The following is a 21257-nucleotide window of genomic DNA, read 5'->3' as shown; positions in this document are numbered from 1 at the left end:
AAGGGTGAAACGCGTATGAAGATTACGATCAGGCCCCCCTTTATCAAGCTGGACGCGCTTTTGAAATTTGCCGGCGCGGCCGAAACCGGCGGGCAGGCCAAGGAGCTCGTCGCCGCCGGGAAGGTGACGGTCAACGGGGAAACATGCACCATGCGGGGCAAAAAGATCTTCCCCGGCGACGTCGTAACCGCTGGAGATTCCGAAATCGAGGTTGTGTAGCAGGTGAAGATCAACCGCATCCGGATCAGCGATTTCCGCAATATCGCCTCGCTCGAGCTGGAGCTTTCGGACGGCGCCAACGTCGTCTATGGGGACAACGGGCAGGGCAAGACCAATTTTGTCGAGGCCGTGTGGCTTTTCACGGGGGCCAAGAGCTTCCGGGGCGCGAAGGACGGGCAGCTCGTCCGCTTCGGCGCGCCGCAGGCCGGGCTGGAGATGGAATTTTTCGCCGCCGGCCGCGATCAGCATGCCCGTGTGACCATCGAGGGAAGGCGCGGCGCGGCGCTCAACGAGATCCCGCTCAAATCCGCCGCCGAACTGGCGGGGCATTTCTGCGCGGTGGTCTTTTCGCCCACCCACCTCTCCCTCATCAAAAACGGACCGCTCGAAAAGCGCAAGTTCATCGACACGTCTATCTGCCAGATCAAGCCCAAGTATATCCACATCCTGAACCAGTACACCCGCGTGCTCGACCAGCGCAACCGCCTGCTCAAGGACATCGCCTATGAGACGAGCCTCTTCGACACGCTGGACGTCTGGGACGCGCGGCTGGCCTCCTTCGCGGCGGTGCTGATCAAGACGCGCGCCTCCTTCCTCGACCGCCTTTCCCCCTTCGCGCGGGAGACTTACGCGGGTATTTCCGGGGAAAAGGAGGCGCTCGGGCTGGAATACCAGTCGTCGCTCCGGTGCGACACGGCGCGCTCCATCCCCGAGATCGAGGAGCAGGTGCTTGAGGACCTGCGCGCCCACCGGGGGGAGGACATCCGCAGCCGGGTGACCGGGCTCGGCCCCCACCGGGACGACATTGCGGTCACCCTTGACGGCAACAGCGCGCGGGTGTTCGGGTCGCAGGGGCAGCAACGCTCCTGCGTGCTCGCCCTCAAGATGGCCGAGTGCGAAATCATCCGGGAGACGATCGGTGAATATCCCGTCGTCCTGCTCGACGACGTGATGAGCGAGCTGGACGCGGCGCGCCGCGACTACCTGCTCAACCATCTCAGCGGGCGGCAGCTCATCATGACCTGCTGCGACCGGGCGGACTTCAAGCACCTGACGAGCGGCGTCAGCGTCAAGCTGGAGGGCGGGCGCGTCCTCACGACCAGGAAATACGAGTAAAGGGGCGGGGAATATGTACCTGCATCTCGGACAGGACACGGTGGTGCGCACCGACGAGATCATCGGCATCTTCGATCTGGAGAACACCTCGATCTCAAAGATCACCAAGGAGTTTCTCGCCAAGTCGGAAAAGGGCGGGCTCGTTGTGAACGTCTCCTACGAGCTTCCGAAATCCTTTGTCATCTGCGGCAGGGGCCGCCGCAACCCGAAGGTCTACATCACGCAGATCTCCTCCGCGACCCTCAAAAAGCGGGCGGGCTTCGTGGACGGGCTGGCGAACATCGAACACGGATAACAGGCCGGAAACGGCTTTACCGGATATCATCGCCCGGACGGGCGGACACAAAGGCCCGCACGGGGCCGAAAGGAGCGGTTACAGTTGGATACAGTGGACAACAACCCGGCGGGAATCCCGACCGAGGAAGCAAATTACGACTCCTCGCAGATCCAGGTGCTCGAGGGGCTGGAGGCGGTACGCAAGCGGCCCGGCATGTACATCGGGTCGACGGGGCCGCGCGGCCTGCACCATTTGGTCTATGAGATTGTCGACAACTCGATCGACGAGGCGCTCGCGGGCTATTGCTCGATGATCGAGGTGGACCTGCTTCCCGGCGAGATCATCAAGGTCTCGGACAACGGCCGCGGCATCCCCGTCGGCACCCAGAGCCAGACCGGCCTTCCCGCCGTCACCGTCGTCTTCACCATCCTGCACGCGGGCGGCAAGTTCGGCGGCAGCGGCTACAAGGTGTCGGGCGGCCTGCACGGCGTGGGCGCGTCGGTCGTCAACGCCCTGTCCGAGTGGCTCGAGGTCGAGGTGTGCGACGGCGAGCACCGCTACTACCAGCGGTTCGAGCGCGGCAAGGAGTGCGCGCCGCTCGCGATCACCGGCGACACCGACCAGAAGGGCACCCAGGTGGCCTTCAAGGCCGACCCGGAGATCTTTGAGGAGGTCCTTTACGACTACGACACCCTGCTGCGCCGCCTGCGCGAGCAGGCGTTCCTCAACGCGGGGGTCTACATCGTCCTGCGCGACCAGCGCGGGACCGAGACGGTGGAGGAGCACCTCCACTACGAGGGAGGCATCCGCAGCTTCGTCGAGCACATCCACCAGCAGAAGGGCGTCGAGTCCCTGCACGACGAGGTCATCTACCTCGCGGCGCGGGAGGGGGACAACACCGCCGAGGTGGCGCTGCAGTATAACGACAGCTACACCGAGCTTCTGCTCTCCTTTGCGAACAACATCCACACGACGGACGGCGGCGCGCACGAGGTCGGGTTCAAGGCGGCGCTCACCCGCGTGATCAACGACTACGCCCGCCGCTACAACATCCTCAAGGACAACGACGAAAACCTCAAGGGCGAGGACGTGCGCGAGGGGCTGACCGCGATCATCTCGGTCAAGCTGACCGACGCGCAGTTCGAGGGCCAGACAAAGGCAAAGCTCGGCAACACGGCGGCGCGCACCTTGGTGGACACCCTCGTCTACGACAAGCTGACCACTTATTTTGAGGAAAATCCGACGGTCGCCCGCACGATCATCGATAAATCGCTGGGCGCCTCCCGGGCGCGCGAGGCCGCGCGCAGGGCGCGCGAGGTCGCCCGCCGCAAATCGGTGCTCGAGACCGCGTCGCTGCCCGGTAAGCTGGCCGACTGCTCCCAGCGGGGGCGCGACGGCACCGAGATCTACATCGTTGAGGGAGACTCGGCTGGCGGCTCGGCCAAGATGGGCCGCGACCGCAAATTCCAGGCGATCCTGCCCCTGTGGGGCAAGATGCTCAACGTGGAGAAGGCCCGGCTCGACAAGGTCTACGGCAACGACAAGCTCATGCCGATCGTCACCGCGCTGGGCACCGGCATCGGCGAGGAGTTCGACCTCGAAAAGCTCCGCTACGGCAAGATCATCATCATGGCCGATGCGGACGTCGACGGCTCCCACATCCGGACGCTGCTGCTCACCTTCTTCTTCCGTTACATGCGCCCGCTGATCGAGGAGGGGCACGTCTGCATCGCGCAGCCCCCGCTCTTCAAGATCAGCCGCGGCAAGCAGGTGCGCTACGCCTTCTCGGACAAGGAGCGGGACGACTATATCCGGGAGCTCTGCCCCGACGGCAACGGCAAATGCGACGTCCAGCGCTACAAGGGCCTCGGCGAGATGGACCCCGAGCAGCTGTGGGAGACGACGATGAATCCCGAAAACCGCACGATGATCCGGGTCCAGATGGAGGACGCGGTCAAGGCGGACGAGATTTTCACCATCCTGATGGGCGACAAGGTCGGCCCGCGCAGGGACTTTATCGAACAGAACGCGAAATACGTGCAGAACCTGGATATTTAACGTCTGGCAGAGAGGAGACGCACCATGCAGGAACAGGACAATTTTGAGACGCTGGAGGCCGCCGGGACGGTGGAGGAGGCCGCGGAGGCCATAGAGGAAGAGGCGGTCGTCAGCGACACCGGGGAAGAGCTCGCGCGGGAATTCCGGGCGGAGGCGGACGAGGGGGATGTGGACGCCGCGGAAAGCAGGCCGAAGGTCAAGAAGCTGTTTACGCTCAACTTCGCCCTTCCGCTGGAGGACTACCTGGATTTCTACCGCATCATGAACGCCGCGAACGTGAAGAAGAGCAAAAAGAAGATGACCATCATGGGCGCCGTCGAGATCGTCGTCGGCCTGCTGCTGGTCCTCTCGGTCGCAATGGGATATTCCAAGGCCACGCCCCTATCGTGGGTGCTGCTGGCCATCATCTTCCTGCTCGGCTTCCGCAGCCTCTTTTACTACAGGTTCTTCTACGAGCGGGCGCTCTCCAAGGCGGTCAACAGGGAGTACCAGAAAAACGCCTACCTGCGGGAAAAGATGCTGATCGACTTCTACCCCAACAAATGCGTCGAGCACATCCAGAACAAGACGGTCGAGACCTACTGGCACACGATCGATTCGGTCAAGGAGTCGGAGGGGCTGTTTTTGATCATGCTGGAGCCCCGCCGCTGCCTGCTCGTTCCGAAATCCCAGATCGAGCCGCAGATCGACGCGGTGGAGAAGTTCCTCGCGGAGATGTGCGAAAACTATGAAAAGCCGAGGTATCAGGTATGAGCGATGAAAAGAACCCGGTCGTGACCGGGGAGCAGGAGACGGAGGAGCAGGCCGTCCTCCGGGCGGACCCGGAGGAGCCCGCCGCCTCGGCGGAGGACGCCGGCGGGCCCGGGGCGGACGAGCTTGACGACGAATTCGACGACGATGAATACGAGCGCCGCCACGCCGAGGTCGACTACGGCCGGGTGGAGTTCTCCTATGAGACGCGAGAGGCGGACGTGCTCGACGGGGTCGAGATCTCCGACCGGAAGAACCGGGTCGACGCGCACCGCAACTTCCAGCTGCTCGGCGTGTTCGTCGTGATCTGGATGTTCTGGGGGGACCTCTTCAAAAACAACGGCACGCAGACCCTCGTCAGCTGGGTGATGGTGATCGCCGCGCTCGCGCTGCTCTTTTTGATCCTCAAGTTCCCCGCGAACAACAACCACAAATACGCGGCGCGGCTGAAGGAACACTCCCCCCGCTTCGAGCTCGCGGCCACCCGCGACGGCATCGACGTGCGCGAGGGGGGCGGCAAATACTACATCGCCTTCTCCGGCTCGTGCAGCGTCTACGACTACAAGGGCGTCTACGCGATCTGCTACGACAAGAACAAGGTCGTCGCCGTCCCCAAAAACCAGCTCGACGAGGCCACCGCCGAGCGCTTTTGCGGCGTGCTGCGCCAGGGGCTCGGCGACCGGTTCGAGAAGGTGGCCGAGGACACGCGGCGGCCCCTCTTCGGAAAGAGGAAATGAGTTTCCGGCGGAAATCCAGGCGGCCCGAATAGGAGATGATACAGATGAAGAAGGAAACCCATGATTCCAAGGACGACGTGTTCGATTCCGAACTGATCGAACAGCGTATGCATAACATCGACATCGAAAGCGAGATGAAGAAATCCTTCCTCGACTATTCGATGTCGGTCATCGTCAGCCGCGCGCTGCCCGACGTGCGCGACGGCTTAAAGCCGGTGCACCGGCGCATCCTCTACACCCTGCACGAAAACGGCCTCACCCCCGACAAGGCCTACCGCAAATGCGCCGACACGGTCGGCAGCGTGCTCGGCCGGTACCATCCGCACGGCGACGCGTCGGTCTACGACGCGATGGTGCGCCTGGCGCAGGACTTTTCGATGCGCTACCCGCTCGTTGACGGCCACGGCAACTTCGGCTCGGTCGACGGAGACCCGCCGGCCGCCTACCGGTATACCGAGAGCCGCATGAGCAGGATGTCCCTCTCCCTGCTAACCGACATCGAGAAGGACACCGTCGATTTCATGCCCAACTACGACGACCGCCTCAAGGAGCCGGTCGTGCTGCCCTCCCGCTTCCCCAATCTGCTCTGCAACGGGTCGACGGGCATCGCGGTGGGCATGGCGACGAACATCCCGCCCCACAACCTCGGCGAGGTGATCGACGCCGCCTGCATGCTGATCGACAACCCCGACGCCTCCCTCGAGGAGATCATGCAGCACATCAAGGGGCCGGACTTCCCGACCGGCGGCATCATCATGGGGCGGGCGGGCATCCGCGCGGCCTACGCCACCGGGCGCGGCAAGATCACCCTGCGCTCCCGCTGCGAGGTCGAGGAGATGCCCAACGGCCGCGAGCGGATCGTCGTCACCGAGATCCCCTACATGGTCAACAAGGCGCGGCTGATCGAGTCGATCGCCGACCTCGTCAAGGAAAAGCGGGTCGAGCAGATCTCCGACCTGCGTGACGAGAGCGACCGGGACGGCATGCGCATCGTCATCGAGCTGAAACGGGACGCCAACGCCCAGGTGGTGCTCAACCGCCTCTACTCCTACACCCAGCTCCAGGACACCGTCGGCGTCATCATGCTGGCGCTGTCGGGCGGGGTGCCCAAGGTCATGCCGGTCAAGGAGATCCTCACCCACTACATCGACTTCCAGGGCGAGGTCGTCATCCGCCGCACGAAGTACGACCTGCGCAAGGCGAAGGAGCGCGAACATATCCTCGAGGGCCTCAAGCTCGTCTGCGACAACACCGACGAGGTCATCTCGATCATCCGGCACTCGAAGGACGTGCCCGACGCGAAGCAGAACCTGATCGAACGGTTCGCCATCACCGATATCCAGGCGTCCGCCATCGTGGCGATGCGCATGGGCCAGCTCTCCGGCATGGAGCGGATCAAGATCGAGGAGGAGCTGGCCGCGATCCTCGAACGGGTGGCGGAATACGAGGCGATCCTCGGCGACTACGGCCGCGTCATGTCGATCGTCAAGGAGGAGCTCGGCGAGATCCGCCAGAAATACGCCGACGAACGCCGCACCGAAATCGTGGCGGTGAGCGGCGAGGTGGACATCGAGGATCTCATCCCGGTCGAGGACTGCGTCATCACCCTCACCCACTTCGGCTACCTCAAGCGGCAGCCGGTCGACGCCTACCGCACCCAGCGGCGCGGCGGCCGCGGCGTTTCGGGCATGACGAGGCGGGAGGAGGACTTTGTGGAGGAGCTCTTCATCTGCTCCACCCACGACTATATCATGTTCTTCACCTCCAAGGGCCGGTGCTTCCGGCTCAAGGGCTATGAGATCGGCGAGGGCTCCCGCACCTCGCGCGGCACCAACATCGTCAACCTCCTGCAGATGGATTCCGACGAGAAGGTGACGGCGCTCATCAAGGTGGGGGCGGACGAGTACGACATGGACGACCGCTACCTCGTGATGGTCACGCGCAGGGGCGTGATCAAGCGCACCCCGCTGTCGGCCTACCGCAACGTCCGCCGCATGGGGCTCATCGCGATCGGGCTGGACGACGGGGACGAACTCGCCTGGGTCCGCCAGACCGACGGCACCAGCGAGCTGATCGTCGCGACGCGGGGCGGCATGGCCATCCGCTTCGACGAGCAGGACGCGCGGCCCCTCTCCCGTTCGGCGCGCGGCGTGCGCGCGATCACGCTCGAGGAGGGCGACGAGGTCGTCGGCATGGCGCGGGTGCGCAAAAACGGCGACGCCACCGTGCTCACCGTGTCGGAGAGCGGGCTCGGCCGCCGCACCGAGGTCAGCCAGTACCGCCTGCAGAGCCGCGGCGGCAAGGGCATCCGCAACTACTACGTCGACCGCAACGGCCCCGTCGCGGGGGTCAAGATGGTGGACGGCGACGACGACGTGATCCTCATCACCGACGACGGCGTCATCATCCGCATCCCCGTACAGGAGATCACCGTGCAGTCCCGTTACGGCGGCGGCGTGCGCGCGATGCGCGTGGCGGAGGACAGCCGCGTGGTGACGCTGGCGCGCGCTCCCAAGGAGGAGGCCTCCGACGAGGAGGGTCCGGACGGGGAGCAGGACGGTCCCGCCGAAGAGGCGGCGCCGGAGGAGAGCGGTTCCTGAGCGTAAAACTGTCCCCGGAACGCGGGCAACCGCCCGCGTTCCGGGGACTTTTTGCGCGCAATTGGGAGGCATCCCGCAAAATTCGGCCGAAACGCCCGAAAGCTCTGTACAAGCCCGGGGATTTTCGATATAATTGTTTCGTATGGTAAAAAATAAGAAAAAATTACGTAAAATGAAGTGGTGAAACAACTTGGATATTTTCGGGTTTATCAGCCTGCTGGGCGGATTGGCAATGTTCCTCTACGGCATGTCGATGCTGGCGTCCGGCCTGGAGCGCGCGTCGGGCGGCCGTCTTGAGCGGACGCTTGAGAAGATGACCGACACGGTGATCAAGGGGGTCGCGCTCGGCGCGCTGGTCACGGCGGCCATCCAGTCCTCCTCCGCGACGACGGTCATCGTCGTCGGCCTCGTCAACGCGCAGGTCCTCAAGCTGCGCAACGCCATCGGCGTCATCATGGGCGCGAACATCGGTACCACGATCACCGCGCACATCCTGCGCCTGAGCGACCTGCAAACGGACAACTTCTTCCTCATGCTCCTGAAGCCCAAATCCCTCGCGCCGCTGGCGATGATCGTGGGCATCCTCTTCTTCATGTCCGCCAAGCGTGACCGGCAGAAGAACATCGGCATCATCCTGCTGGGGTTCGGGGTGCTCTTCACGGGGATGTTCGCGATGGAGGGTGCGGTCGCCCCGCTGAGCAACGAGCCCTGGTTCACCAGCCTATTCGCAACCTTCCGCAACCCGGTCATCGGCATTCTGGTGGGTACCTTCGTCACGGCGGCGATCCAGTCGTCGGCCGCGTCGATCGGTATTTTGCAGGCGCTGACCTCCACCGGGCTGATCACCTATTCGATGGCGTTTCCGATCATCATGGGCCAGAACATCGGCACCTGCATCACGCCGATCCTGGCGTCGATCGGCGCCTCCAAAAACGCGAAGCGCACCGCCGCCGTGCATGTGAGCTTCAACGTCCTGGGCACCATCATCTTTGTCATCGGCTGCTACACCTTCCAGCACTTTGTGGGCTTCTCCTTCTGGGACGCGCCGATCGACAAGGGCGGCATCGCGAACTTCCATACGATCTTCAACGTGACGGTGACGCTGCTCTTCATCCCGCTGGTCGGCCTGCTGGAGAAGATCGCGCGCACGCTTGTCCGCGACAAGCCGGGCGACCGCGACCAGGAGATCACGGCGATCACGCTGGACGAGCGCCTGCTCGTCTCCCCCGGCCTCGCCGTGGAGCACGCCCGCGAGGCGGTCGTGCAGATGGCGAACATCGCGCGGCAGAACTATCTGAGCGCGATCGGGCTGCTCTTCCAGTACGACCCCAAGGTGGTTGAACGGATCAACGAGAACGAGGACGTGGTGGACAAGCTCGAGGACCGCGTGGAGACCTACCTGCTGCGGCTGGGCGAGCGGGAGCTTTCGGACAGCGAAAACCGCAGCATCTCCGAGCTGCTGCACACCTGTGGCGAATTTGAGCGGGTGGCGGACCACGCGGAGAACATCTGCGAATGCGCGGACCGGATGTTTGAGACAAAGACGAAGTTCTCCAAGAAGGCCACCGAGGAGATGCAGACGATCTGCGAGGCGGTCAAGGAGATCCTCGACCTGGCGGTCGACGCCTTCCAGAATGTGGACCGCAGGGCGGCGGCGAGCATCGCGCCGCTCGAAGAGGTCGTGGACGAGATGGAGCAGCTTCTCAAGGATAAGCACATCGACCGCCTGCGGCGCGGTAAGTGCACGGTGGACGCGGCGTTCCCCTATGTGGAGGCGCTCTCGAACATCGAGCGGATCGCGGACCTCTGTTCCAACGTGGGCGAGTCGGTGCTCACCTACGACAGCCGGATGGAGGAGATCGACCGCCACGAGTACAAACGACTGCACGGCGACCAGCACGACAGCGGCTACCAGGCGCAGTACGCGGCCTTTACGGCGAAGTACTACGGTCGCCTGAAGAAGAAGGCGGTTTCGGAATAAGCAAAAGTTTCGTCCACCTTTTCAAAGGTGGCGGGTGAGAAAAAGGCCGGCGCTTCGATCGAAGCGCCGGCCTTTTTCGAGGGCGGAGCCCCCAGCCCGGGCCCGCAGGCCCTGCTGCAGGCGCATTTTGGGGGTTTGGGGGCCTCGCTGCGGCGAGCGGCGCGGGGCTCTGCCCCGCGGCTCCGCAGCTTTTTGAAAAAAGCCGGCAAAAACCTTTGGTCAGTCGTCGTCAGAGGAGCTCTGCGAGGAAGAGACGTCCGCCGGCGGCACGTAGGGCAGATCCCATTTGGCGATCTCCAAGCCCCGCGCGCGCACCTCGTCGATCAAATCGCCGAGGATCTCCGCGTTGTCGTGGCTCACCGCGTGCAGCAGATAGATCGCGCCCTCGTGGATGAACTTTTCCGTGCGCTCCCGCGCCGTGTCCACGCCCGGCTGGTTGTTCGGGTCCCAGTCCTTGTAGGCGAAGCTCCAGAGCACCGTCGTGTAGCCCGTCTGCTGGACCATGGCGAGCGTCTGCTCGCTGAACGCGCCCTCGGGCGGGCGGTAGAGGGTCATCTCATAGTCGAAGTTCTCCAGCATGTAGTCGTGGAGCTCCTTGATGTCCGCATAGGCGTCGTCGAGCGACTTCTGGGTCGGGCTCCAGTGGTGGCTGGTGTGGTTGCCCACGACATGCCCCTCGTCGATCATCCGCCGGACGAGGTCGGGGGAGGATTTCACAAACGGCAGGGTGACGAAGAAGACCGCGCTGACGTTTTTCTCTTTAAGTACATCGAGGATTTGCGGGGTGTAGCCGTTTTCATAGCCCTCGTCAAAGGTTAAGTAGAACTTTCCGCAGTCCGCCGGGGCGATAAAATAGGCGCCGTACTGGCCGTACTCCTCCTGGTGCACCTGCGGCTCGGTGGTGCGGTTTGCTTCGTCGACGAGCACGCCGGGGCCCCATTTGACCTGATCGCTGCCAAGAGCACCGATTTTGTCAAAATCGGTGCTCATGGTAGTGGTCACGGCGCTTTCGATATTGGACGCGACATCCGAGACGCCGTCCTCAATGTCGGATAGCAGATCATCCGGCTCGGAGGAAGACGGAGCCATGGAAGAAGCGGCCGGGGCCGAAGAGGGCGCGACGCTCGAGGAGGACGTATTGTCGTTCCGCGAGGTGCACGCAGTCAACGAAACGAGCATAACGAGCGCCAATGCCGTCGCGATGAACGCTTTGGTTGATTTCATTGGATTCTTCCTTTCACATTTGAACTGGGAAACCAGCATAAACCGGTGAAATAACGTGGTTATTTCGCAGTTATTGTATGCATCCGCGCCAAAAATAACAGCCCGGAAACAAGGAATGATTTCCCAAAACAAAAGTTTTTGTGCGCGTTCAGAGCTTTCCGGCCTGCCGCAGCGCGTAAAATTTCAAAATGCCGAGCTGGGTTTTCGCGTCGGGAATTTCCCCGTCGAGCACCATCTGCACCGCTTTTTCCACCGGGATGCGGCGGACGGTCAAAAACTCGTCCTCGTCGAGGTGCTGCCGGGTGGGGCGCAGCCCGGTCGCGTAAAAGATATGAATGATTTCGGTGTCGTAGGCGCAGGTGGGGTACATCTTCGCCAGCGGCTGGAAGAGGTCGGCGGCGCAGCCGCATTCCTCCCCGAGCTCCCGCATGCCGCATTCGGCGGGGTTCTCCCCCTTCTCCAGCTTGCCGGCGGGCAGCTCGAGCAGCACGGCCCCAAACGGGTAGCGGAACTGCGACACAAAGAGGATATTGCCGTTCTCGTCGAGCGCGAGCACCGCCACGCCGCCCGAGTGGTCGACCACCTCGCGCGCCGCGGTCGAGCCGTTTTCCAGTTCCACCATATCCCGCCGCAGGCTCAGGATCCTGCCTTCATAAATCACCCGTGAATCGATCGTTTTCTCATAGTGGGCCATATCCCATGTTCCTCCTGTATCTCAGTTCCAATTTGATTCTCCAGACACGCCGCCCCTGCGGCGTTTTTTCCGGCTTGCCCGCCGTACTAATACGAGCCCTGCGCCACATAGACTGGGCTTAGAGGTGAGACGGCATGTTTGACGGATTTTACAGGGAGCCTCCCAGCTACGACAACATCCGCCGCGCGGTGTGCGAGCTCAAGGAACGGTTAGGTTTTTATACAAGGGCATAATTATAAAACACAACAAAACCGAGCCAACCTACACTAAAACGTCGCTATTTCTTTGTGAAAAGCGACGTTTTTTTATGGCCCGGACTGAGAAAGGAGTGGTGGCAACCATATAATCTAAAAAAGAAAGGGGGAAGTTTTTTCGTTAGCCAGGCTGAGAGGTCTGGCTTTTTTTCATTTCAAAACAAGGAGGTTAGCGAATGGCAGATGACAAACTGAAAGCAGGCCCGGAGTCCCCTGGCGAGGGCTCTGTTGGGGATGCTCAAACTGTGACGAAGCCCCCTGTCCCGGAAACGGTAGAGGAGCCCGCAGCTGGCACCGGCCCGGTACGCCAGCCGGAACAGTCTGTTACCCCTGGAATGGGCGGGGATGTTCCAGCCCAGCCTGCGCCGCAGGTTGAAGCTGATAAGGTGGAAAAATCCCCCGACCAGGATAAAAAAGTGGAACCGGAGGAAAAGACGGCAAAACGCCGGGGCCGTCCCCCCAAGGAGCAGGATTCTCCCCAGGGGGACAAACCGGAAAAGGGGCCGGAGCCCCGCACAGGCCGCCCGGCAAAGGCTGACAAGGCGGCCCGTGGCAAGTCCCCGTCCCCAGCTCTGGACAAAGTGTCCAGAGGTAAGGAACAAGAGCTTACCCCCGCCCAGCGCGGAGGAAAAACACGCCGGGAACGCAATCAAAATGTGAAAGATTTTTTGGCGGGCAAGCGTGAAACTCCCTTTGCCGATGGTAAGCAGCCGCCTAAATCCACTAAGGGCGCCCCGGTCAAGGAGGCGGAGGCCCCCGCCCCGGAGATCAAGCTGCCGCCCACGCCGGAGGTGCCGCCCCGCCCGGTGGAGCAGGGAAAAATCGTCTATTTGAAGCTGTCAGAGCTTCATCCATTCCATACCTTGCGGGATCACCCCTTTAAGGTGCAGGACGATAAGGCGATGGACGATCTGGTGGGAACGATCAAGGAACACGGCATAATGACCCCCGCTACCGTCCGCCCGGAAAAGGACGGCAAGGGCTATGAGATCATCGCGGGCCACCGCCGCTGTCATGGTGGTGAACGGGCTGGACTGGATGAAATTCCCTGCATTGTCCGCGAGATGACCGATCTTGAGGCTGTCCGTGAAATGAAGAACAGCAACAAGCAGCGGGGCGACCCTCTCCCCAGCGAATTGGCAAAGCTCCTGGATTTGGAGCTGGAGGCCATCAAGCGCCAGGGGGCCCGGCCCAAAAATGACAAGGAGGCGGAGGCCCTGGGCAAGCTCTCGGTGGAGATCGTGGGCAAGGAGCACGATATGAACTATAAAAAGGTGCTCCGCTATGTTCGCCTTAACCATCTTGTCCCGGAGCTTCTGGAAAAGGTGGACGCAAAAAGCATGGGCTTTATGCCTGCTGTGGAGCTGTCGTATATCAAGCCGGAAAACCAGCGGCTGATCGCCGTGTCCATTGATGGGGAGCAGTCCTCCCCCTCGGTCAAACAGGCAAAACGGCTCCGGGAGCTTGACCAGGAGGGCCTGCTCAACGGCGATGTCATTGACGGTATTTTGAGCGAAGAAAAAAGGGAGGTTGACAACGTGATCATCAGTACCGACGAACTCAACAAGTATTTCGGCAAGGAGGTCACTCCTGCCAAAATGAAGGAGCAGATCATGGCCCTGCTGGACGAGTGGAAAGAGAAACAGCCGCCCGAACTGGCAAAGCCGGAGAAGAAAAACGAGCTCGACAAGTGACCGGGCCCCGCTTCTGGACACTTTGTCCAGAGGTACGCGCCCTGCGCTTGGGATGGGCTCTGCGGTGATATATCCCCCGTCGCCGGGGTTTATGCTGCACAGCCGGGAGTGGGCCGTCAAGGGGCGGAACGCCCGCCGCATTTTGCGGTGGCCTGCCCTTTACGGTCTGCCCCGGCTGTGCTATTTCCCCGGCAAGCGGCGGGGGTATATCCTCCAGAGCCGCCCCCTTTCCCTGGATAGGGAAAGGGCGGGGGGATAGGGTTGACCCCCTACCTATTATATATAGAAAAGAAACGGAGGTTTTGATTATGAAGCGACCCCTTGCGTATGTGACCGCCGCATGGCGCGGCGGCGAGTGCGAGGTCATGGAGCAGGCAGCTAAATACTGCCGCATTGTCTATGATGCGGGATATTCCCCCATCTGCCCTATGCTCTATCTGCCGCTGTTCCTCAATGACGCGGTGCCGGAGGAGCATAAAAGCGGTATTGATATGGGGCGCGACCTGCTCCGGCGCTCCCGCGTGCTGGTGGTATGCGGGAGCTATGTCGATGAAGCGGTAAAAAATGACATCGCTGTGGCCCAGCGGCTGGGGATCACCGCCACCACCCTGGACGGCATCCTCACCGTCAAGGGCCAGAGGCGGCGCTGATATGGCGTTCATTGAGGCGTATGTCACTAACCTGGGGAAATACAACGAGGGTGAGCTGGCAAGTGAGCCGTTGAAATTCCCCACGACTACCGAGGAAGTACAGGCGCTCCTTAAACGGATTGGCGTTGACAATATCCAGTATGAGGAGATTTTTATTGCCGACTATGGCGGCGATCTGCCGGAACTCAACGCCTGCCTGGGAGAATACGAAAGCATTGACGAGCTCAACCATCTGGCCTGCCTGCTCTCCGAGCTGGATAAAAGCGATTTGGAAAAGTTTGAGGCGGCTGTTGCCAGCGGCGAGCATACCTCCGGCGTGGGCGACCTCATCAATCTGGTGGAAAATCTGGATTGCTACGATTTCTATATCGGCGTGTCTGATGATGAAACCCTGGGCCGCATTTACGCGGAGGACATGGAACTAATCAACATTCCCGAAAACCTGCGGGATTATTTCGATTATGAGGCGTATGGCCGGGATATGCGGATCAATGAGGATGGCGGGTTTGTCAAAGGCGGTTTTTTCCTCCCCAACGGCAGCCAGTTTATTGAATACTACCACGGGCTGGAGGACATTCCAGACGATCACAAGGTTTTTGCTTATCCGCAGCTTTCCATCCGGGAGCAGATGGCGGCTTATAAAGAAGTCATTGACCGTTTTCCCCAGGCGGCGGAACGCCCCCGCCCGGAGCAAGGCCATACAGACCGATAGCGGCACTTCTGGACACATTGTCCAGAGGTGCTTTTTTCGTGTGGAAGGAGGGATAAGGGCTGATAGACGAGGACGTTTCCAGACGTACCATAGCAGTATCTATTAAGGCAAGCAAGCTCACGGCGCGGGGGCTTGCCTATGTTCTCCAGGCGGTAGGCCGGAAGATCGCCAAACACCACCGGGCCAAGCAGACGCCCCACGGCAGGCAGACGGTGGGGCAGCTCATGGGCCACGGGGCCGCCACCAACAGTATCGAGGTGGAGGCCCCGGCCCTCTTTGACCGGGTGGCCCGGAAATGGAATGTGGACTACGCCTTTTATCAAGTCGCGCCGGATAAGCACTTGCTGTTCTTCAAGGCGGGGCAGGCCGACGCGATCACAGCCTGTTTCTCCGAGTATTCCAAACAGCTGCTAAAGCGCACCAAATCCGCAAAAGCCCCCATCCGGGAGCAGATCAAGGAGGCCGCCGCAGAAGCGGCCCGCCAGCCCGCCCAAAAGCTGGAACGCGCAAAGGAGGCGGTGCATGAGGACAGGTAGCGTCAAAAAATATGTGATACCAAACATCCCCTATTTGTTTGTGTTGTGGGCCTGCCTAAAGCTGGGGACAGCCTACCGGCTGGCCGCTGGCGCGGATTTCCCCCATAAGCTCATGGGCCTGGGGCAGACGGTAGGCCCGGCCTTTGCCGACCTTGCGCCGGGGCTTGATCCCTTTGACTGGCTTGTTGGCATTGTGGGCGCGGTGGGCTTCCGGCTGCTGATCTACTTCAAGAGCAAGAACGCAAAGAAATTCCGGCGGGATGAGGAGTTCGGGAGCGCCCGTTGGGGCGGGCCTAAAGATATAGCCCCTTTCGTCGATCCCGTCTTTGAAAACAATGTCATCCTCACCGGGACGGAGCTTCTTACCATGAACACCCGCCCCAAAAATCCGGCCAACGCCCGCAACCTCAACGCCTGTGTGATCGGTTCGTCCGGCTCCGGCAAAACGCGGTTCTGGCTCACCCCGCAGCTTCTCCAGGCCAGCGCGAAGAAAAAGGGCGGGTGCAGCTTTGTGGTGGTCGATCCAAAGGGCGGGGTTCTCTCCCAGGTGGGGGCTTTCCTGCAACGGAGGGGTTATCGGATCAAGGTGTTCAATTCCATTGACTTCACAAAATCCATGCACTATAACCCCCTGTCGTATATCCGCAACGAGGCCGACATTCTAAAGTTTGTTGATACCCTCATCGCCAACACCAAAGGCGAGGGCAAGGAGGGTGATCCATTTTGGACAAAGGCGGAAACGCTTTTGTACTGCGCCCTTATCGCCTATATCATTTTCGAGGGCCCCGCCGAGGATCGGAATATGAATACCCTGGTGGATATGATCTCCGGCATGGAGGTGAAAGAGGACAACGAAAACTTTATGAACGCGGTGGACTATATGTTCAAGGGCCTGGAAAAGCGCAAGCCGGATTGCTTTGCGGTAAAGCAGTACAAAAAGTACAAATTAGCCAGCGGTGTTGTATGCTCTAAAAGACTTCTTAATCAATCGGTTGGGAAGTCTCTTAGAACACACAACCTAAAACCGAAGAAAGGAGCGCAAGCTATGAGAAAAAACGAGAAAATCACAGCTCTGTACGAACGATTGAGCCGTGATGACTTTGGCAAAGATGATGACCAACAGCGTGAGAGCAATTCCATTTCCAATCAAAAAGCTATGTTGGAAGAGTTCGCCGCCCGGCAGGGCTTTACAAACATTGTCCATTTCACGGACGATGGCATTAGTGGTACTTGCTTTGACCGTCCCGGATTTTTGGCAATGATGAAAGAAGTGGAAGCCGGGAATGTGGAGTACCTGTGTATCAAGGACATGAGCCGCATGGGTCGTGACTATCTGAAAGTCGGTCAGATTATGGAAATCCTGCGTCAGCGTGGCGTTCGCCTTATCGCCATCAATGACGGCGTGGACAGTGCCAGAGGGGACGATGATTTTACCCCTTTCCGCAACATCATGAACGAGTATTATGCCAGAGACACCAGCCGTAAAATCCGTTCCACTTTCCAGTCCAAAGGCAAGTCCGGCAAGCACCTCACAGGCACGGTCATTTACGGCTATCTCTGGAACGAAGCCAGAGACCAATGGCTGGTTGACCCCGAAGCCGCAGAGGTGGTCAAGCGCATCTTTTCCATGACGATTGACGGCTACGGTCCGTATCAGATCGCCAGCAAGCTGAAAGAAGAAAAAGTCCTCATTCCGTCCGCTTACCTTGCCCGGCACGGCGAGGGCGTGAACAAAAACAAGACTTTCAAAGATGTGTACGGTTGGGGTTCTTCCACCATCTGCAACATTCTTGAAAAGCGTGAGTATCTGGGACACACCATCAACTTCAAGACCCGAAAGCACTTCAAGGACAAGAAAAGCCATTATGTTCCGGAGGACGAATGGACAATTTTCGAGAATACCCATGATCCTATCATTGACCAGCAGACCTTTGACCTTGTGCAGAAAATCCGTGGGAATGTCAGACGCTACCCGGACGGCTGGGGCGAAGCAGCTCCCCTCACGGGCTTGCTCTATTGTGCCGATTGCGGCGGCAAGATGTATGTCCACCGCACCAATAACGGCAAGCGCATTTCTCAATACACCTGCTCACAGTACACCAAAGTTCCTTGCGGAACGCTCTGCAAGACCCAGCACCGTATCAATGAAGATGTGGTACTGTCCCTTGTCTCTGAAATGCTGAAAGCCATTGCCGAGTATGCGAAGCATGACAGAGCCGAGTTTGTCCGTGTGGTGCAGGAAGCGCAGTCCAGCCAGCAGACCACAGAGGTCAGGAAACAGCGGACACGCCTTGCCACAGCAAAGCAGAGAGTTTCCGAGCTGGAAGTCCTGCTCTGCAAAATCTATGAGGATAACATTTTAGGCAAGCTGTCCGACAGCAGATACGCCACTCTGGACGCTCAATACGAAAAGGAACAGACCGAGCTTACCGCTGAAATCTCTGTTCTGGAAAAGGCAGTCAAGAGCTATGAGAAGCATGAAAAGGACGCTGACCGTTTTATCGCTCTGATTGACAAATATGAGAACTTCGACAAGCTGACCATTGCCATGCTCAACGAGTTTATCGAGAAAATCCTTGTGCATGAGCGTGACCGCAAAGGCAGTATACAGACCACACAGGAGGTCGAGATTTACTTCAATTTTGTCGGGCGATTTGTTCCCCCGGCGTTTGGAGAAGTTGAGCTGACCCCGGAAGAATTAGAGGAAATCCGCAAGCGTGAGGAACGCAAGGACAGGCTTCATCAGAACTACTTGAAGCGGAAAGCCAGCGGAGCGCAGAAGCGATACGAGGACAAAATCAAGAAGCGGAAAAAGGCGGAAATCGAAGCCAAGAAAGCCGCCATTCGTGCGGAGGACATTGCAAAGGGAGTGTTCGTCCCTGTCAGCAGTTTACCGCAGAGAGAGCCGATGAAAGGAGTACAAACAGCATGAATATCACTTACACACAGAACGGAGATTACCTTATCCCGAACATCGTTATCCGCAAGACCAAGCCCCTCGGACACTACGGCAGACTTCGCAAGGCGTATCTGGAAAATGCACCGTCCGATACTGTTCAATGAGCTGGTGTTATCAGATAAGCTTTTTGAGCATTGCGCCGAGATTGACGAAGCGGCACGAAACCGAATAGAGCTGATCGTGCGGTCACTGGCAGAGCAAAACGGCGTGACCGAACAGCTGAAAGCCGAAAATCAGATGGAGTGGGTACGGCAGATGAACGCTTGCAAGGCACAGGCAGAGGAAGTTGTGAAAGCGGAATTGATTTATGATTGAGCGAGGAAGTCCGGGCAGAAAACTGTTCGGACTTTTCTCATATCTCACAAAAGTTGAGGTAGAATTGTTCACAAGTTTTATGGTATAATTTGAACACGAAATTGAGCAACAAATTTATAAAGGAGAATATGGATGAAGCTGTTTTTATGTTCGCACTTTTCAAGTGTAGGAAGTTTGATAAAAGAAGAAATTGATAACAAGAAAGTCGCATTCATTCCCACGCCGTCTGCAAGCTGACGGACGTAGACCCGGACACGGGCTGCAAGGAATTTGAGATTGAAAAGGGACGCTTCTCTTTCCGGCTGACCGCCCCATACAGAGAGGAACGCCGCAGCGCGGCGAGCGAAGCGGCGAAAAACGAATAAAAGGGTTTTAGGGCTTCGTTGATTGTTGCGTTGGCACCCCCACCGCAATGGTAGTGCCCTTCTCGGAACTTTCCTCCACCCAAACGGAGCCGCCGTGGAGGTCGGCGATCTCCCATACCAGCGAGAGCCCCAGTCCCGCACCGCCGTACTCGCGGCTGCGGGACTTATCCACCCGGAAAAAGGGCTGGAAGATGCTCTGCTGATACTTCTCCGGAATGCCGCAGCCGGTATCGGAAACGCGAATCAGGAGTTTTTCCGTTTCCTGTGTGACACAGACCCGCACCGAGCCGCCCGGCCGGTTGTACTTGACAGCATTCTCCGTCAGGTTGAAGATCAGCCGGTAGATCAGTGCATCGCTGCCGGTCATAATGCCGTCGCCCTCCGCCGTCAGCGTGACGCCGAGCTTATCTGAGAGCGGCGCAAGATCTGTGAAGATCTCCTCAATCATGGGAGCGAGCTGGATCCGCTCGTTCCGCGCCACCTGCCGCAGATTGCTCATCTCCAGCAGTGTCCTGGTCAGCTGTATCAGCCGTTCCGTCTGCTCACGCAAAAGCGTGAGGAACTCCGCCGTCTCCGGTCGCACATCAGGATGCTCCGCGGAAAACAGCTCCAACTGCGCCTGCATTAGTGCCAGTGGCGTGCGCAGTTCGTGGGCCGCGTTGCCGGTGAACTGCCGCTGGGCGGCAAAGGCATTGTTCAGCCGCTCCAGCATCTGGTTGAACGAGCGGCTCAGCTGCTGAAATTCTGGAATGACGTCTTCATCGATCCTCATATCGGCAAGATTGTTCAGCTGCACCTGCTCCACCTGCGAGGCAAAACTGCGCAGGGGCTTGAGCGCACGTCCGCTGACAAAATAGGTCAGAATGCCGCTGAGCAGCGTTACCGCAGCCGTGATGTACCAGTTGGTGGTGCGGAAGCGCCCCTGCGCCCCATCGATGACGATGGTCAGCTCCTCGTCGGGCGCTATGAGCTGCGGGTCAAAGCTCGCCGCTTCGCCCTCATTCAGGATTACCGTGCTGCCGCCCTGTAAGCTGTCCGCAATGGTGTCCATATAGTACACGCCGGAGGAGCAGAGCAGCAGATTCATGATTACGCAGGTGGCACCGATGAGCAGGACGGTCATCAGGGTGATGCGCCATTGCAAGGAAAGATGCTTCATGCTTCCTCGCCCCCCATCAGATAGCCCTCGCCGATGCGGTTGCGGATGGGATCATAACCCAGCGCGGCGCGGAGCTTTTTGCGCAGGGCGGAGATGTGGACGCGAATGGAATTGCTGAAGCTGTCCACGCTGTTGTCCCAAACGTGATCCATCAGCTCCTCCTGGCTCACGGGCCGCCCCTGATGCACCATCAGGTATTCAAGTATCCCTGTTTCCTTGCGGGTGAGCGTCAGCGTCTGCCCGTTGACGGCGGCGGTACGGGAGCGGGTGTCAAAGGTCAGCTCACCGCAGATCAGCAGCACATCCTGCTGGGTGAACTGCCGCAGGGTCAGGCTGCGAATGCGAGCCTCCAGTTCGGCAAGATGAAAGGGCTTTGCCAGATAGTCGTTGGCTCCCGCGTCCAGTCCCTCCACCTTGTCCTCCACCTCACCCCGGGCGGAGAGGATCAGTACTTTTGTCTCCCGGTCGGTCTGCCGCAGGGTGCGCAGCACTGTCATGCCGTCCTTCCCCGGCAGGTTCAGATCCAGCAGTACCAGATCGTAGCGCTCCACGCCCAGAAGCGCCAGCGCCTTTTCCCCATCATAGCAGTAGTCCACGCTGTAGGCCAGCCGCCGCAGGCTGCGGACGATGGTTTCGCACAGGGCGCGTTCATCTTCAATTACTAAAAGGTGCATAAGAGCCCTCCTTCTTTATTCATTTTCATGTTGTTTTTAATTATAGCAAACCCAGATAAAGTTTGCATTAAATTTTCGTTCTTAACAAGGACTTTAACTCTCTTGCGTTATGATGGTAGCAGAAAAAGTGAAAGGGTGATGGAATTGAGCCATGTAAAAAAAACGGCGGCGCAGGCCTTGTTGCTGGTTGTGGGTATCGCCATGTTGTGCTTCGGCGTATGGCGCGGTGAGGCGGCGACGGTGCTGAGCAAAGCAATCAAACTATGTCTGGAGTGTGTGGGCA

At 59.5% G+C, this 21257-nt stretch carries 18 protein-coding genes and 3 pseudogenes; 17 read left to right on the top strand and 4 right to left on the bottom strand.

Going from position 1 to position 21257, the window contains the following annotated elements; genetic code table 11:
- Nucleotides 1-15 precede the first annotated feature (15 nt).
- The 8 genes from NE609_RS11200 (at nt 16) to NE609_RS11165 (ending at nt 9738) form a co-directional block, all read left to right on the top strand.
- The gene (locus NE609_RS11200) at nt 16-219 is read left to right on the top strand and encodes an RNA-binding S4 domain-containing protein (protein ID WP_256152527.1); all 204 of its coding nucleotides are present in this window, start codon (nt 16-18) and stop codon (nt 217-219) included.
- Nucleotides 220-222: 3 nt separating this feature from the next.
- On the top strand, nt 223-1335 hold the full coding sequence (recF, locus tag NE609_RS11195; RefSeq protein ID WP_256152526.1) for a DNA replication/repair protein RecF: 1113 nt from the start codon (nt 223-225) through the stop codon (nt 1333-1335).
- 13 nt (nt 1336-1348) lie between these two features.
- Nucleotides 1349-1630: an extracellular matrix regulator RemB gene (remB, locus tag NE609_RS11190; protein WP_121586260.1), complete on the top strand. Its 282-nt coding sequence runs from the start codon at nt 1349-1351 to the stop codon at nt 1628-1630.
- 93 nt (nt 1631-1723) lie between these two features.
- Nucleotides 1724-3670, top strand: a complete 1947-nt coding sequence (gyrB, locus tag NE609_RS11185) for a DNA topoisomerase (ATP-hydrolyzing) subunit B (protein WP_370867161.1) — start codon at nt 1724-1726, stop codon at nt 3668-3670.
- A 24-nt stretch (nt 3671-3694) separates the two neighbouring features.
- Nucleotides 3695-4423, top strand: coding sequence for a YcxB family protein (locus tag NE609_RS11180; protein ID WP_256152525.1), 729 nt, complete (start codon nt 3695-3697; stop codon nt 4421-4423).
- Complete coding sequence (locus NE609_RS11175) at nt 4420-5157, top strand: hypothetical protein (protein ID WP_256152524.1); 738 nt, start codon at nt 4420-4422, stop codon at nt 5155-5157. The genes NE609_RS11180 and NE609_RS11175 overlap by 4 nt, the downstream gene beginning before the upstream one ends.
- 44 nt (nt 5158-5201) lie before the next feature.
- Complete coding sequence (gene gyrA / locus NE609_RS11170) at nt 5202-7757, top strand: DNA gyrase subunit A (protein ID WP_256152523.1); 2556 nt, start codon at nt 5202-5204, stop codon at nt 7755-7757.
- 190 nt (nt 7758-7947) lie between these two features.
- The gene (locus NE609_RS11165; protein WP_242970885.1) at nt 7948-9738 is read left to right on the top strand and encodes a Na/Pi cotransporter family protein; all 1791 of its coding nucleotides are present in this window, start codon (nt 7948-7950) and stop codon (nt 9736-9738) included.
- Nucleotides 9739-9957: 219 nt separating this feature from the next.
- On the opposite strand, the gene NE609_RS11160 is transcribed toward NE609_RS11165, so the two are convergent.
- Together NE609_RS11160 and NE609_RS11155 are read right to left on the bottom strand one after the other, a co-directional pair.
- On the bottom strand, nt 9958-10962 hold the full coding sequence (locus NE609_RS11160; RefSeq protein ID WP_256152522.1) for a polysaccharide deacetylase family protein: 1005 nt from the start codon (nt 10960-10962) through the stop codon (nt 9958-9960).
- A 148-nt stretch (nt 10963-11110) separates the two neighbouring features.
- A complete protein-coding gene (locus tag NE609_RS11155; RefSeq protein ID WP_101553126.1) occupies nt 11111-11656 on the bottom strand; it encodes an NUDIX domain-containing protein in 546 nt (181 codons plus the stop codon).
- A gap of 430 nt (nt 11657-12086) precedes the next feature.
- On the opposite strand from NE609_RS11155, the gene NE609_RS11150 reads away from it, so the two are divergent.
- From NE609_RS11150 to NE609_RS11120, 8 genes and pseudogenes are all read left to right on the top strand, one after another.
- Nucleotides 12087-13604, top strand: a complete 1518-nt coding sequence (locus NE609_RS11150; protein ID WP_044940832.1) for a ParB/RepB/Spo0J family partition protein — start codon at nt 12087-12089, stop codon at nt 13602-13604.
- 308 nt (nt 13605-13912) lie between these two features.
- Nucleotides 13913-14254 (top strand): hypothetical protein, encoded by a 342-nt coding sequence (locus NE609_RS11145; RefSeq protein WP_044940829.1) that lies wholly within the window; start codon nt 13913-13915, stop codon nt 14252-14254.
- Nucleotide 14255: 1 nt separating this feature from the next.
- Complete coding sequence (locus tag NE609_RS11140) at nt 14256-14966, top strand: antirestriction protein ArdA (protein WP_044940826.1); 711 nt, start codon at nt 14256-14258, stop codon at nt 14964-14966.
- Nucleotides 14967-15067: 101 nt separating this feature from the next.
- On the top strand, nt 15068-15502 hold the full coding sequence (locus NE609_RS11135) for a PcfB family protein (RefSeq protein WP_227128543.1): 435 nt from the start codon (nt 15068-15070) through the stop codon (nt 15500-15502).
- Nucleotides 15489-16487: pseudogene (locus tag NE609_RS17835) on the top strand (type IV secretory system conjugative DNA transfer family protein); the annotation flags it as partial. The gene NE609_RS11135 and the pseudogene NE609_RS17835, both read left to right, overlap by 14 nt.
- A 60-nt stretch (nt 16488-16547) precedes the next feature.
- A complete protein-coding gene (locus tag NE609_RS17830) occupies nt 16548-18434 on the top strand; it encodes a recombinase family protein (RefSeq protein WP_009256555.1) in 1887 nt (628 codons plus the stop codon).
- Nucleotides 18431-18776 (top strand): annotated as a pseudogene (locus NE609_RS11125) (TnpV protein). Before NE609_RS17830 ends, NE609_RS11125 begins: the two are co-directional and overlap by 4 nt.
- 132 nt (nt 18777-18908) lie before the next feature.
- Nucleotides 18909-19004 (top strand): annotated as a pseudogene (locus tag NE609_RS11120) (peptidase S51); the annotation flags it as partial.
- Nucleotides 19005-19148: 144 nt separating this feature from the next.
- Here the strand turns inward: NE609_RS11120 and NE609_RS11115 are convergent.
- Nucleotides 19149-20300 (bottom strand): cell wall metabolism sensor histidine kinase WalK, encoded by a 1152-nt coding sequence (locus tag NE609_RS11115; RefSeq protein ID WP_003500147.1) that lies wholly within the window; start codon nt 20298-20300, stop codon nt 19149-19151.
- On the bottom strand, nt 20297-20974 hold the full coding sequence (locus NE609_RS11110; RefSeq protein WP_256152520.1) for a response regulator transcription factor: 678 nt from the start codon (nt 20972-20974) through the stop codon (nt 20297-20299). The genes NE609_RS11115 and NE609_RS11110 overlap by 4 nt, the downstream gene beginning before the upstream one ends.
- 138 nt (nt 20975-21112) lie before the next feature.
- On the opposite strand from NE609_RS11110, the gene NE609_RS11105 reads away from it, so the two are divergent.
- The coding region (locus NE609_RS11105) for a CD1871A family CXXC motif-containing protein (protein ID WP_256152536.1) at nt 21113-21257 on the top strand (145 nt) is incomplete at its 3' end.

The sequence above is a fragment of the Anaerotruncus sp. DFI.9.16 genome, assembly GCF_024461615.1.
Classification (GTDB): domain Bacteria; phylum Bacillota; class Clostridia; order Oscillospirales; family Ruminococcaceae; genus Anaerotruncus; species Anaerotruncus massiliensis.
The sequence above is the reverse complement of the archived record's forward strand: the minus strand, read 5'-3'. Positions and strand labels throughout refer to the sequence as shown.